Raw genomic sequence first — 12,555 nt, forward strand, 5'->3', positions numbered from 1 at the left:
GCACGCGTTTGGTATTACTGCTATCGGCACTTCTTCTCCCTCTTATGACCATCAGCCAGGCTGTGGCGATCAACGCGCCACTGCGGGGATGCGTCTTTCAGCTGGCGCCGCTGGTCACCATCGATCAGCAGGGCGAGGTCTCCGGGCCGGTGATCGACTACTTTCGCCGTCATATCGAACCCGCGATCGGGCGTACCATCGAGTGGCAGGGGCTCAATGTGGCGCGGCTGCTCAGCAACCTCGAGAGCGGCGAGTGCGATCTGACCCCGCTGCTGAGTTACAATCCCGAGCGTGCTCGTCACTTTCGCTATATCGACCCCCACCTGTTGCTGCTGCGGCCAGTGCTGGTGGTACTGGTGCCATCGCGACTTCACTCGGTCGAACGGCAGGAAGATCTCTTCGGCACCACCATCGGCTGGTCGAGTCAGGCGATCGTGCCGCTGCTGTTGCAGCATCCGCAGATCCACATCGACACCCTCTCCCAGCTCAGCTGGGAGCATGGCAACATGCAGAAGTTGCTGCGTGGGCGCATCGATGCCGCGCTCTTCTCCAACGATATTTCCGCCAACCATTTTCGTGCCAAGCTCCCTGCGGCGACCCGCCTCATCTACCTGCCGGTCACCCCGCTGCAGGTGCATATCGTGCTGAACAAGTCGCTGGGGGATGGCAATCCCGAACTGGTGCAGCGTATGCGTCAGATGGTGGAGCGGGTGCCGCTCGCCTCGCTGGTGGAGCCAACCCCGCGGCTGTGGGGGCGTTGAGAGGGGCTTGCGTGCAATAATCTACAAGTCCAAGGCCCGCTTCTGGTGTATCTATAACCCATGAATACCACCGATTCCCTTATCCGCTACTGGCAATCCCCGCACCTGCCGGGGGTCGAGCTGTCACACTCCCACCACAGGGCGTTCAGCTACGGCCGCCATGTCCATCTCGACTACCATATCGGGCTGGTGCAGCGGGGTGGCCAGAAGTTTATCCACAAGGGGAACAGCCACCATCTGGTGCGTGGGGTGCTCTCTACCGTCAACCCGGATGAGGTGCACGACGGCCTCAGCCTGCTGCCGGAAGGGTATGAGGTACGGGTCTTCGCCATCGATCCGCAGCAGCTGGCGCTCTGGCTGCCGGAGCAGCCGGAACCCTTCTTCGACAAGGGATTGCAGAGCCGCCCCGACCTCTACCAGGGCTTTGCCCAGCTGCACGGCTATCTCGACAACCCCAAGGCCGATGGCCTGCTGATCGAGAGCCAACTGCTCGCCCTGCTGGGGGAGCTGCTGCATCTGGCCCCCGAGGTACACCAGCTGGCCGATCCCCAGTTGCGATTCCTGCGCGACTACCTGATGGCGGCCCTCGACGAGCCCCACTCGCTGGAAGAGCTGGCGGGGCTGCTCGGGCTCGACCGTTTCGCCTTCCTGCGCCAGTTCAAGAAACGCAGCGGCATGACCCCCTACGCCTGGCTGAAACGGCTGCGGCTGGAGCAGGGCAAACGGCTGCTGGCGAGCGGGATGGCGGTGAGCGAGGTGGCGCTGGCGGTCGGCTTCTTCGATCAGAGTCACTTCCACCACGGCTTTCGCCAGGCATTCGGTCTGACACCCGCCGAATTTCGTGCCCAGATGCAATCTTTTACAAGCCGCGCCCCCCGCTGATCCGCCATGCTGGCTCTCCGTCGTTAAAGCGAGAGTTGTTATGCTGACCAGTCTGTTCGTTACCCTCGGCCTGATGCACCTGATTGCACTGGCCAGCCCCGGCCCCGATTTCGCCCTGATCCTGCGCACCAGCCTGCACCGGCCGACCGCTCTTGGTGCGGCGCTGGGCATCTCGCTGGCGATCATGGTGCACGCCACCCTGAGTCTGACCGGGATCAGCATGCTGATTGCCAGCCATCCGCTGCTGTTTATGGTGATTAAGTGCTGCGGTGCCCTCTATCTGGGCTGGTTGGGGTGGGGTGCCCTGATGGCGGCTCGCCAGCAGAGCAGTACCGTGATGGCCAGCGCCGCCAACGAGCTGCGCGGCTGGGGCAGGGGCGTGCGCACTGGCCTTGCCACCAACCTGCTTAACCCCAAGGCGCTGGTGTTCTTTATCGGTCTGCTGGCCGCCATGGTGACGCCAGAGGTGGACGGAATGACCCGCAGCCTGCTGGTGGGCGAGCTCTTCATCATCTCCCTCTGCTGGTTCGGGCTGCTGGCGTGGAGCCTCTCCACCGATCGTGCCCAGCGCTTGCTGCTGCGGGTGCAGCGGCCGCTCAATCTGGTGACCGGCGTGCTGTTTGCGGTGGTCAGCCTCTCCATTCTGGCGAGCATGGGGGCCGAGCTGGTGGCCTGACGAGTCGGCGCATGGGCCTATACTCCAACAAGGTTTACCTGTCAGGAGTGCCCGGCCATGCGTCTACTGCCTCTTTGCTGGTTGTTGGGGATGACCCCGGCGCTGGCGGCCCCGGTTCAGCTCAAATTGCTGGAGTGGGGCTATCTGCCTGCGGGTTATGAACAACAGTTTGCCGACTACGCCAAAGCCCATGGGGTGGAGGCGACGGTCAGCCGGATCGAGCCACTGCTGACCGATTTCGACAGCGTCTACCGCGCCCTGCGCACCCGCAGCGCCGATGTGGTGCTGCCGACCAGCTACTTCTACAAGGCCCATCACCAGCCGCTGTTCAAACTGCTGCTCCCCATCGATTTCAGCCGCCTGCAGCACTACCCCGAGGTGAAGCCCGCCCTCAAGAACACCGAGTATGACAAGCAGGGAGAGCGCAACTACTCGGTGCCCTTCTCCTACGCCATGTTCAGCCTCGCTTATGACAGCAAGCAGGTGCCGCAAGCGCCCACCAGTTGGCAGGTGCTCGCCAACACCTCGCCGCCGGGCCAGTTTGCCGAGTTCTGCGACCAGTTCGAGCCGCTGCTCTTTTCGGTGCTGCTCTCGCTGGGCAAGTCGCCCGCCCTGTTTGCCAGCGGCGAGATGCTGGCCGACAAGACCTTGCAGCAAGAGGTGGAGCAGCAGCTCTCGCAGCGGCTGCGAGCCAGTCGCGGCTTCTGGTTCAATCAGGCCAACCGCTGCGAGGATCTGCGCCAGCAGACCTTTGCCACCACCTGGGGGTTGGAGCTGGTGGAGTGCAACAAGCAGAACGAGCAGCTGTGGCGGATCGCCATGGTGCAGGAGGGGGCCATCTATGCCCTCGATGCGATCTCTATCGCCCGTCATGTCGGCGATGATCCCGCTCGGCTCAAGGCCGCCTACCTGCTTGTGGATTTTCTGCTGAGCGCGCCGCTGCAACGCCAGATGCTGGTGGGCACGCCCACCATCTCGGCCAGCAATATTGCCTCCCGGCCGCCCCTCAGCCCGCAGGAGCAGGCGGTGCTGCCGGATCGCCCGCTGCCGGAGTTTGACGAGCGGCTGCTGGTGCCCGCGTTGCCCGCCCATATCAAGAATCGCTACAAACGGATGGTGCAGCAGGCGATCGTCGCCAGCGGCAAAGAGGGGCTGGTCAAGCTGTGCCCCTGGGATCTCGATAACTGATGAATGAGCCTGCCGCTTCTCCGGCGGCAGGCAAGTTTGCGCAAGATGGCTGATGATCGGTCATCGCCCGTTCCATGGCATTTCCCCGTTCAACTCACGCCGCTCGCGGGCCCCCATCGTTTGAAAAAACTGTGCGCTTACCGCAGTCCCATTTAGCCGGATTAAACAACCGAACCCTCGCCAGATTGCCGTTCATACCCTGGCTGACCCTGTACAAAAGTGCCTCAATTGTGACAACTTGGATGTGAGCTGAACAATCCTGATCTGTCCCTTGTGGGAAGGTGATGAATAGGTTATTTCTCTGTGACATTGGTGGCATCCGGCACGGGTTCTCCAGCCATGTGGTGCGAAATCCACAGCAAAAACAAACAGTAAAATGCAGGAGCAAATATGAAAAAGGTCGTGATGGTTGCCGTGGCTGCGGCCCTGCTGGGTGGCTGCGCCGTCAAGAATCAGGTATCCCACAGCTTGCAGGCGATCCCGCTGACAGCCTTCCAGCAGAGCGAGAGCAACCCCAATCAGCGCGTCTACAAGGAGCCGGGCGTTGACCTGCGCCAATACAATGAAGTGCTGCTCGATCCGCTGCAGTTTATCCGGCAGGAGAACGGTCAGTGGTATCTGCTGACCGCCAACGAACAGAACCAGATGGGCCGCTATTACCACGACAAGTTCCAGAGCGAGCTGATCAAGCAGGGCGTCAAGATCGCCACCGCACCCGGCCCGAAAGTGATGCGGATCCAGGCAGCTGTCACCAACTTCGACCTGACCCGCCCCGACCCCAAGCTGCGTGACCTGCTGCCGGCCAAGATCGCCATCAACGTCACCCGCGAAGTGATCGGCAAGGAGCCTTACCTGCTCAAGGTGGGCAGCATGGCCCAGCTGCTCGACTCCCAGAGCGGCAAGCTGCTGGTGCGGGTGATGGATGCCCGCGAGAGTACGGATACTACCCACAAGGATGAGCCCATCACCGCCGAGGAGATGGAGAAGATGATCGACCAGTGGGCGGCCAGCCGCGCCAAACAGCTGGCGGATAATCTGGGGCGCTGAACGATTGGTGCGTCCAAGCGGGGCGCAGCGGGAGCCTTTTGGGCTGCAATAATGGCAAGATGTTGATAAGGTGGTCATTTTGCAGGCAGGAGAAAATGATATGAAACGCGTGTTGTTACCCATCCTTGTTGCTGGCCTGTTGAGTGCCTGTAGCACCTCGTCACCCACGCCGGAGTGTGCGCCGATGGCGGGTGGCTGGCAGAGTCAGCCGTTGCCCAATGCTGAAGGGGAGGCTGCGTTGGCCAGCGTGCTGGCTCGCATGAACACGGCCGCCAAACTGCAGAGCATCCGCGAGGTGCGCAGCCAGGTGGTCTCCGGGGTCAACTACGACATCGAGTTCCAGCTCGACAACGGAGAGGTGTGGAACACCCGTGTCTATCGGGATCTTGCTGGCAACTACCAGATGACCCGCCCGGCTGCACAGGGCGAGCTTCCTCCCTTGCCTTGCGTCAAGGCCAAGTAATTCCTGCTTGTTGAGCCCCTCGTCAGAGGGGCTCATCTGACCAGAAAATTTCTGCTTTTCTCCCCGCATTCTGACAGTCAGGATGCCCCTTCCCGTGACTGCATCCTCATGGAAAAGGAACCGCTATGAATCGCCACCCCTGCATCAAACACTGGCGCGAGCTGCAAGAGCAGACGCCGCGCTACTACTCCGGCAGTCAGGAGCCCCTGTCGCGCGGCTGCGCCCTCGGCAAGCACTTCGGCTTTAGCCGCATCGGCATTCACCACGAAATTGTCGAACCCGGCCATCGCACCAGTTGGCCCCATGCCGAGAAGACCGAAGACGAGTTTGTTCACGTGCTGGAAGGGACGCCGGATGTCTGGCTCGACGGCGTGCTCTATCGGCTGCAACCGGGGGATTCGGTAGGCTTCAAGGCCGGTGACGGGCTGGCCCACGCCTTTATCAACAACACCGAGGAGACTGTCCGGCTGCTCTGCATCGGCGATACCGATCGGGAGGACAACCGCATCCACTACGCCGTTCATCCCGAGCGCAATATCACCCTTGGCAAGCTGCACTGGGATGATGTGCCCGATCGTGAATTGGGTGATCACGACGGCCTGCCCGACAAGCTGCGCGAGCGCAACGGCCCCTTCTAGGGCGCAGCTCTTCTGCGCTCCAGCCCAGCGCCACCCGATATAAAAAAGCCTGCCGCGTGGCAGGCTTTTGCTATCTGTTTGCCGCCTGTGGCGCGCAGCGCTTATTGCAGGTTGAGCCCGCCCAGATAGTCGCGCTTGCCGAGATCGACCCCGGCGCGGCGCAGCAGGGCGTAGGCCATGGTGAGGTGGAAGTAGAAGTTGGGAATGCCGTATTCATGGACGCAGGTATGGCCATCCATCCCCTTGCCGCCCGCCCAGTGGGGCACGTAACGGCCGCTGGCGTACTGGCTGTAGTCCGCGTCCAGCTTGCCTTGCAGATAGCTGATGGTCTTGCCGATATGGGCGCGCAGATCCGCGATCGTTTTAGGGTCATCACCCAGCACCGGCAGTTCGCTGTGGCTGGCGGTGGCGACCACGGCGCGGGCCGAATCGCAGCAGATCAGCACCTGCTTGGACAGCGGCAGCATATCGACGATCAGCCGCTCGCCGAAGAAGTTCTCCACGTTGAACTGCTTCGCCGCGGCGTGGGCTTCGGCCTTGGCCAGACAGTGGTCGAGGTTGGTCAGCATCTTGATGAACTGGGCGGTGATATCGCGATTCATGAGCACTCTCCATCTTGTTGAAACAGCGGCCCGCTTGCGCGGCCACAGTGAATGAGACTGGCTAATCGGCCACCAATATACCCCAACCGCTGCCGAGTTCGAGCCCGCTACGATGAAAAGGGCAGGGCTGCGCTACTTCGCGCGACAGCCGCTGGCCAAGCAGCCCTGCTCGCTTTTTGAACCTGCGAGTCCCTTATCGCCCCTTTTTTGATCTGTGACATAAATCACCTTTTTTCAGGGGCGTAGGCTGAATGCCGTTGTCCTGGACAGACGCCTGCGCATTTGCCAGGACACAAGAAAAGGAGAATGAAATGAAGATCTATGACCGTAACCGCAATGTGCTGAACCTGGGTCAGCGCGTCATGATTGCCGCCACTGGCGCAGTCGATTTTCTGAAAGAGGCCAACACCGACAATATGACCCCCTATCAGGCGGAGCATGAGAAGTGCGTGCTGCTGGCAAACTCCGGTGAGCGCTACGCCCCCATCGAGTTGATTAGACTAGGCTGATCCCTTTCCCTGTCACCCTACTCTTTACAATTCACCCGGCCGCCGCGCCCCATCTGGCGGCCGGGTTTCTGATTTCCTCCTTCATCCCACCAAATGCTGAAAAATTGAGCCGGGTCACACCCCGCTCGATTTGAGCGATTGTCAGCCAGTGCAGGCTCATGCGAACCTTTTAATCCCGTTAACTCACTAAAAAATAACGACTATGTTCAGGCAAATAATGATGAGTGCCGCCCTGCTATCGGCGGCGCTGCTTTCCGGTTGTGCTTCCGTACCCATGGCCGATGCCACCGCAGACGCGCAGGCCAAGCAGTTTGTAGCCCCCAAGGATGCGGCCAACCTCTATATCTATCGCAACGAGACCTTCGGTGCGGCGGTGAAAATGCCGCTGCTGGTGGATGGTTCTGCCGTAGGCGACACCGTGGCCCACAGCTATATCCTCAAGCAGGTGACACCGGGCAGCCACACCATCACCTCCAAGTCGGAAAACGATGCCACTCTGACCCTTAGTACCGAGGCAGGTAAAAACTACTACGTCTGGCAGGAGGTCAAGATGGGCCTGCTGATGGCCCGCTCCAAGCTGAGCCAGGTCAGCGAAGAGGAGGGCAAGCAAGGGGTAATGGAGAGCAAGTTGGTTAAGTAATCAGAAAGCATTATCGGAAACGGGCGTAGCCTCACCAGCTACGCCTTTGTCAGAAAGGAGTGATGGAAAACAAGGCATGGCTGTAAAAGCTCCATCTTGATTAGAAAGATGGAAGCGCAATATTGTGCATTCACATTCTGTTTCGCATTTGATTAAGCCGTTTTAGGTCTTCATCAACTTCTGCAGCAGATATTACTGGTCTAACATTACCAAAATACTTTCTACTATTATTCTCAGCAAAATAATCTGCACCTGTTTCATTCTTAAATATACGTATTTGACATACTTTTGAACCAACAATTAACTCTATAGGGCTATTCCCATGATTAAATAACTCTAAAGAAATGCAACCGTGATAACCAGGTTGAATCATAGTATTTACTGATAAACCCAACCTTGTATAACTACTTCTTGATAAAACATCAGCATAGCAGTCACTAGGGAGGCTAACATATTCTAAAGTCGTCGTTAATACAACTTGATGTGGGTGAAGCAAGAATCGTTCTCCCATATCCCGCCTAGTTTCTTGGAAAAAAGTTCGAATAGGTTGATGAGTCTCAACGGTATCTGAAGGATGTAGTTTGATCGATGGTTTTCTTGTCATCACAGAAACTAGAAAATCATAACCAAGCCGCAAGTCAATAGTGAAACTACCAATTTGGCTAGTATCAAGAAGAGGTTCAATAAAAAGTGAGTCAGGATCTGTGGACTCGTAAGATTTTAGTATTTCATTTTTATTCAGTAGGTGCATGCTGTCCCCACTTTTCCATCAGTATATAGTTGCGTATTGATTTTTCTACCAAATCATTAATTTTACCTTCTACGAGATCCGGAGCGAATCCAGACCAGCACCCACTAGGCGTTGTCTTCGTGCTACACAAGTACTCCCAGCCACTATTAACAAATGCGTGCATCTCATCTCTACTATTTATGCGATAAGGCCTTGCATTATCAAAAGCATCTGATATGTCAGGGGTTAATTGACACGCTGTCAATGACGGTAAGCGTAATTTACCATGGCTATGCAGGATGCTAATTGTAAAATTAAAAAGTTCAATGATAGAGTTTTTATTTCCTTGTAAGAAGTCGCTTACAATGGAAACCCTATTACTTGTAGATGGGTGTGTGAAACTTGCATCATGGTCACCAGCTATCTCTTGCAATAATTTTATTCCAGAATAACCAATGAATTGAGCGCTAAATAGGTCAGCAAAATATTCTCTGCAGTGGCTCATTAAAATTCTGTTTTTATCTTGCTCCGATATTTCCTTTGGTAGGTTGGGAGGGTACAGATCATTAATTACACTGAGGCCATCACGCTGACAAATAAGGAAGGCAATATCAGATATCCCGATGGTTATATCGATAAAATGCCCTAGCTCATGATAGAGAGGAGTAACGAAGAGAGGTTTTCTACGGTACATCTCTGGAAGAGAGATTTGAATTAATTTATGCTCAAAATCAATGCCAAACCTTTTGGATGATAGATCATAGAAAGTTCTTTCGACAGTGCTGAAATAGAAACCGTGTATATCAGGAGATAGTGCTGTTGTAATTATAGTTTTCTCATCAATCCATTTTTCACAAGCATCTTCAAGACAAAAAACAATCTCATATGGAATTTTTTTTGTAGTGCTTCCGGTAAAGAAATTTGTTGCACTAGTTATATTTTGAATAAAACTTTTTACAATATGATTTTCTATTGATGTGTAGTCTCGAAGGAGAATGGCAGCAAGTCCATTCAATTTCCTAACAAATGAGTTTAAATTAGTCGAAAAATAAGGAGATTCTGAGATCTCCTTAAGTTTTATATTTAGAATATTTAACTGGACTTGATCAAGCATAATACGCCATATGTTTTAAAGCATTATTAGCTACATTTTGGTTAAGCATATCTTTGCTTGTCACCGTTTCCAATAAATGAGCAAGATCTTCTTGTTGAAGTATCTCTACAGCTAATGAGATAGCCTCTCTATGATTCGGTATTGAATAATTGCCATCTTGCTGTTTAGACAATGAATTAGCCTCTACGATAACATCGTAAATGAATGTTTTGAGGGCGTCATTCACTTGCTCTTGAGATGCAATCATCTGTAAGACTATTTTGACTAACTCCAATGAGTTAGCTGATGTTTGAGGTACGGCATAAAGCATATTGTCCCTCCTGTTTCCTCTTAACTGTTGATCCAACAGAAGTCATACTGATGACATCCGCAGGTCTTTTTATGTTGCAAAATACTATATGTAGTGTCTTTCTGTATAAAAACCACAATATATAGTTATTCATACTGTTCTAAAGAGCAAAAAGCTCTGAAAAATCAGAGCTAATAATGTGCAGTCTAGGGGAATAAGCCTTATTAAACAAGATATTCAAGTGAATATGAGAGCTAGATCATGTCCCTAGAGAATGAGATTACAAGGACTGTCGCAACCCGGCCTAAGCCGGGTTGGTTGTATCAAAAGGCGGGAAAAATCAGAGTGCTTCTAATCTCGCATACGCCGTCACCAGCCACTTGGCGCCGACGTCGTCGAACTGGATCTGCACCCGGCTCTGCTGGCCGACCCCTTCGAAGTTGAGTACCACCCCTTCGCCGAATTTCGGATGGAGCACCCGCTGGCCGAGCTTGATGCCGCTGGCATCGAAGCTCTGCTGCACCTCGTTCTGGCTAAAGCGGCCGTACTGGGTGGGGCGGCTGACCTGAGTGCGCAGCCGGATCTCTTCCAGACACTCGGCGGGCATCTCGCGGATAAAGCGGCTCGGTTTGTGGAACATCTCGCGGCCGTAGATGCGGCGGCTCTCGGCATAACAGATGTAGAGCTTCTCCATGGCGCGGGTCATGCCGACGTAACAGAGGCGGCGCTCCTCTTCCAGCCGGCCCGACTCCTCGGTGGATTGCTGGCTGGGGAACATCCCCTCTTCCACACCGACCAGCAGCACCAGCGGGAACTCCAAGCCCTTGGCGCTGTGCAGGGTCATCAGCTGCACCGCATCGGCATATTCGTCCGCCTGATTCTCGCCGGATTCCAGCGCCGCGTGGGCGAGGAAGGCGGAGAGATCGCTCATATCCTCCAGCTCGTCCGGGCGCTGGTACTGGCGGCAGGCGGTGACCAGTTCGTCCAGGTTCTCTACCCGCGCCTGGGATTTCTCGCCCTTTTCTGTCAGATACATCGCCTTGAGGCCGGAGTTCTGGATGGCGATATCCGCCTGCTGGTGCAGCGGCAGCAGGGAGACCTGTTCTTCCAGCGCGTCGATCAGATCGACAAAGCCGCGCACCGCATTACCGGCGCGACCGGTCAGCACCTTGTCGTTGAGCAGGGCCTTGGCCGATTGCCACAGGTTGAGCCCCTGATCGCGGGCGTTGCCGCGCAGGATCTCGAGGGTGCGATCGCCGATGCCGCGGGTCGGGGTGTTGACCACCCGCTCGAAGCTGGCGTCGTCGCCACGGTTGTTGATAAGCCGCAGGTAGGCCATGGCGTCCTTGATCTCTTGCCGCTCGAAGAAGCGCAGGCCGCCGTAGATGCGATAGGGCATGGCGTCCTGCATCAGCGCCTCTTCCAGCACCCGCGACTGGGCGTTGGAGCGATAGAGGATGGCGCAGTCGGCCAGGAGGCCGCCCTTTTCCTTCCAATCCTTGAGACGGCCGACCACGAAGCGCGCTTCGTCCACCTCGTTGAAGGCGGCGTAGAGCGAAATCGGCTCGCCCTCGGCCCCTTCGGTCCACAGCTCCTTGCCAAGGCGCTCGGCGTTGTTGGCGATGACGCTGTTGGCGGCCTTGAGGATATTGGCGGTGGAGCGGTAGTTCTGCTCGAGGCGGATGGTTTCGGCGCCTTGATAGTCGGTCAGGAAGCGCTGGATGTTCTCGATCTTGGCGCCGCGCCAGCCGTAGATGGATTGGTCATCGTCGCCGACGATCATCACCTTGCCACTGTTGCCCGCCAGCATCCGCAACCAGGCGTACTGGATGCCGTTGGTATCCTGGAACTCGTCCACCAGGATGTTCTGGAAGCGATCCCGATAGTGCTCGAGGATGTGCGGCTTGTTGAGCCACAGCTCATGGGCGCGCAGCAGCAGCTCGGCAAAGTCCACCAGACCGGAGCGATCGCAGGTCTCCTGATAGGTCTTGTAGATCTGCTGATAGGTGCGGGTGACGGGGTCGCCGTAGAGGTCGATGTCGCCGGGGCGCAGGCCTTCGTCCTTCTTGCCGTTGATGTAGCCCATCACGGCGCGCGGGGCCCAGTGCTTCTCGTCGAGGTTGAGCGCCTTGAGCACCCGGCGAATGAGACGGTACTGGTCGTCGGAGTCGAGGATCTGGAAATCCTGCGGCAAGCCCGCATCCAGATGGTGGGCCCGCAGCAAACGGTGGGCGATACCGTGGAAGGTGCCGATCCACATGCCGCGCACGCCGTCGCCGATCACTTTTTCGACCCGGCCGCGCATCTCGGCCGCCGCCTTGTTGGTAAAGGTGACCGCGATGATGGAGAAGGGTGAACAGCGTTCCACCTGCATCAGCCAGGCGATACGGTGCACCAGCACCCGGGTCTTGCCCGAACCGGCACCGGCCAGCACCAGCAGGTTGCTGCGGGGCGCCGCAACGGCATCTCTTTGCTTGTCGTTGAGCCCGTCGAGCAGGGTTGAAACGTCCATCACCACTCCTGTTTATTTATACAGGCGGGGATTATACGGCCATGTGAATGGAATGGCTAACCTGTTGCGTTAGCGAAGAGAGAGTTGATAGCTGCGTTTGTGTGCAAACGCGTGGCCATTGGTATCAAACAGCATGGTTCGTCCGGCTTGCAATTGAAGGTCGCTTGGGCGAATGCGGACTTCATGGCTGGAGAAACAGTTCGACTGGTTACAACCATAGGCATTGAATAACACAATGTTACCGCGACTATAGGTGCCATGTGTGAATCTAATATTGGTTGATAAGGTTTCAAATGTTCCTTGGCCAAGAGCAACGCTCTGACTCTGCAAACGGCTAATTGACATCAGACTTAGCCAATTGGCGGATTTGATCGCAGAAAAGTCTTCTTTGTATTTCTTGACAGTAATGCGGTATTTGAATTTTCCATCAGCATCAAAATAAGACTGCCGCAAATCTGAATATTGCGAAATAACCCCGATGGCGTTAGCCATCGGGGTGAACAG

Annotated in this window: 15 protein-coding genes; 9 read left to right on the forward strand and 6 right to left on the reverse strand. The window is 56.0% G+C overall.

All coding sequences use genetic code 11. The features are described 5' to 3' along the window. The first annotated feature begins 44 nt into the window (after positions 1-44). The 7 genes from AB5Z05_RS03150 to AB5Z05_RS03180 all read left to right on the forward strand — a co-directional run bounded on the left by AB5Z05_RS03150 (position 45) and on the right by AB5Z05_RS03180 (position 5,655). A complete protein-coding gene (locus tag AB5Z05_RS03150; protein ID WP_368150086.1) occupies positions 45-761 on the forward strand; it encodes a substrate-binding periplasmic protein in 717 nt (238 codons plus the stop codon). A 60-nt stretch (positions 762-821) separates the two neighbouring features. Further along, positions 822-1,643, forward strand: coding sequence for an AraC family transcriptional regulator (locus AB5Z05_RS03155; protein WP_005357044.1), 822 nt, complete (start codon positions 822-824; stop codon positions 1,641-1,643). Positions 1,644-1,683: 40 nt separating this feature from the next. Then, positions 1,684-2,319: a LysE family translocator gene (locus AB5Z05_RS03160; protein WP_058059345.1), complete on the forward strand. Its 636-nt coding sequence runs from the start codon at positions 1,684-1,686 to the stop codon at positions 2,317-2,319. A 57-nt stretch (positions 2,320-2,376) separates the two neighbouring features. After that, on the forward strand, positions 2,377-3,507 hold the full coding sequence (locus AB5Z05_RS03165) for a PotD/PotF family extracellular solute-binding protein (RefSeq protein WP_368150087.1): 1,131 nt from the start codon (positions 2,377-2,379) through the stop codon (positions 3,505-3,507). A 390-nt stretch (positions 3,508-3,897) separates the two neighbouring features. Beyond that, positions 3,898-4,554: a DUF3313 domain-containing protein gene (locus AB5Z05_RS03170; RefSeq protein WP_368150088.1), complete on the forward strand. Its 657-nt coding sequence runs from the start codon at positions 3,898-3,900 to the stop codon at positions 4,552-4,554. A 100-nt stretch (positions 4,555-4,654) separates the two neighbouring features. Then, positions 4,655-5,017 (forward strand): cystatin domain-containing protein, encoded by a 363-nt coding sequence (locus AB5Z05_RS03175; protein ID WP_042054283.1) that lies wholly within the window; start codon positions 4,655-4,657, stop codon positions 5,015-5,017. A 125-nt stretch (positions 5,018-5,142) separates the two neighbouring features. Further along, entirely contained in the window at positions 5,143-5,655 is a 513-nt protein-coding gene (locus AB5Z05_RS03180) for a cupin domain-containing protein (protein WP_139477416.1), read from the forward strand. A 101-nt stretch (positions 5,656-5,756) separates the two neighbouring features. Here the strand turns inward: AB5Z05_RS03180 and AB5Z05_RS03185 are convergent, their stop codons facing one another. After that, positions 5,757-6,257 carry a DUF1993 domain-containing protein gene (locus AB5Z05_RS03185; protein ID WP_193860943.1) on the reverse strand — a complete coding sequence of 167 codons (501 nt, stop codon included), beginning with the start codon at positions 6,255-6,257 and terminating at the stop codon, positions 5,757-5,759. A gap of 311 nt (positions 6,258-6,568) precedes the next feature. On the opposite strand from AB5Z05_RS03185, the gene ydfZ reads away from it, so the two are divergent. Next, the gene (gene ydfZ, locus AB5Z05_RS03190; protein WP_150997833.1) at positions 6,569-6,766 is read left to right on the forward strand and encodes a putative selenium delivery protein YdfZ; all 198 of its coding nucleotides are present in this window, start codon (positions 6,569-6,571) and stop codon (positions 6,764-6,766) included. Positions 6,767-6,968: 202 nt separating this feature from the next. Continuing rightward, entirely contained in the window at positions 6,969-7,406 is a 438-nt protein-coding gene (locus AB5Z05_RS03195) for a DUF2846 domain-containing protein (protein ID WP_150997831.1), read from the forward strand. Between the two features lie 130 nt (positions 7,407-7,536). Here the strand turns inward: AB5Z05_RS03195 and dcd are convergent, their stop codons facing one another. From dcd to AB5Z05_RS03220, 5 genes are all read right to left on the reverse strand, one after another. Next, positions 7,537-8,157, reverse strand: a complete 621-nt coding sequence (gene dcd / locus AB5Z05_RS03200; RefSeq protein WP_080944120.1) for a dCTP deaminase — start codon at positions 8,155-8,157, stop codon at positions 7,537-7,539. Beyond that, positions 8,141-9,250 (reverse strand): hypothetical protein, encoded by a 1,110-nt coding sequence (locus tag AB5Z05_RS03205; protein ID WP_368150089.1) that lies wholly within the window; start codon positions 9,248-9,250, stop codon positions 8,141-8,143. Before AB5Z05_RS03205 ends, dcd begins: the two co-directional genes overlap by 17 nt. Then, complete coding sequence (locus tag AB5Z05_RS03210; protein ID WP_080944122.1) at positions 9,243-9,560, reverse strand: hypothetical protein; 318 nt, start codon at positions 9,558-9,560, stop codon at positions 9,243-9,245. Before AB5Z05_RS03210 ends, AB5Z05_RS03205 begins: the two co-directional genes overlap by 8 nt. A gap of 319 nt (positions 9,561-9,879) precedes the next feature. Continuing rightward, a complete protein-coding gene (gene uvrD, locus AB5Z05_RS03215; protein ID WP_368150090.1) occupies positions 9,880-12,051 on the reverse strand; it encodes a DNA helicase II in 2,172 nt (723 codons plus the stop codon). 69 nt (positions 12,052-12,120) lie between these two features. Then, positions 12,121-12,543: a hypothetical protein gene (locus AB5Z05_RS03220; RefSeq protein WP_236341995.1), complete on the reverse strand. Its 423-nt coding sequence runs from the start codon at positions 12,541-12,543 to the stop codon at positions 12,121-12,123. Positions 12,544-12,555 lie beyond the last annotated feature (12 nt).

The organism is Aeromonas sp. R2-4, assembly GCF_040908365.1.
GTDB lineage: Bacteria > Pseudomonadota > Gammaproteobacteria > Enterobacterales > Aeromonadaceae > Aeromonas > Aeromonas veronii.

Coding starts and splice junctions, on each gene's coding strand:
- dcd (WP_080944120.1), bottom strand. CDS start 8,157: ATGCACCTACTGAATAAAAATGAAATACTAAAATCTTACGAGTCCACA.
- AB5Z05_RS03220 (WP_236341995.1), bottom strand. CDS start 12,543: ATGGCTAACGCCATCGGGGTTATTTCGCAATATTCAGATTTGCGGCAG.
- AB5Z05_RS03165 (WP_368150087.1), top strand. CDS start 2,377: ATGCGTCTACTGCCTCTTTGCTGGTTGTTGGGGATGACCCCGGCGCTG.
- AB5Z05_RS03210 (WP_080944122.1), bottom strand. CDS start 9,560: ATGCTTTATGCCGTACCTCAAACATCAGCTAACTCATTGGAGTTAGTC.
- AB5Z05_RS03160 (WP_058059345.1), top strand. CDS start 1,684: ATGCTGACCAGTCTGTTCGTTACCCTCGGCCTGATGCACCTGATTGCA.
- AB5Z05_RS03150 (WP_368150086.1), top strand. CDS start 45: ATGACCATCAGCCAGGCTGTGGCGATCAACGCGCCACTGCGGGGATGC.
- AB5Z05_RS03155 (WP_005357044.1), top strand. CDS start 822: ATGAATACCACCGATTCCCTTATCCGCTACTGGCAATCCCCGCACCTG.
- uvrD (WP_368150090.1), bottom strand. CDS start 12,051: ATGGACGTTTCAACCCTGCTCGACGGGCTCAACGACAAGCAAAGAGAT.
- AB5Z05_RS03205 (WP_368150089.1), bottom strand. CDS start 9,250: ATGCTTGATCAAGTCCAGTTAAATATTCTAAATATAAAACTTAAGGAG.
- ydfZ (WP_150997833.1), top strand. CDS start 6,569: ATGAAGATCTATGACCGTAACCGCAATGTGCTGAACCTGGGTCAGCGC.
- AB5Z05_RS03175 (WP_042054283.1), top strand. CDS start 4,655: ATGAAACGCGTGTTGTTACCCATCCTTGTTGCTGGCCTGTTGAGTGCC.
- AB5Z05_RS03180 (WP_139477416.1), top strand. CDS start 5,143: ATGAATCGCCACCCCTGCATCAAACACTGGCGCGAGCTGCAAGAGCAG.
- AB5Z05_RS03195 (WP_150997831.1), top strand. CDS start 6,969: ATGTTCAGGCAAATAATGATGAGTGCCGCCCTGCTATCGGCGGCGCTG.
- AB5Z05_RS03185 (WP_193860943.1), bottom strand. CDS start 6,257: ATGAATCGCGATATCACCGCCCAGTTCATCAAGATGCTGACCAACCTC.
- AB5Z05_RS03170 (WP_368150088.1), top strand. CDS start 3,898: ATGAAAAAGGTCGTGATGGTTGCCGTGGCTGCGGCCCTGCTGGGTGGC.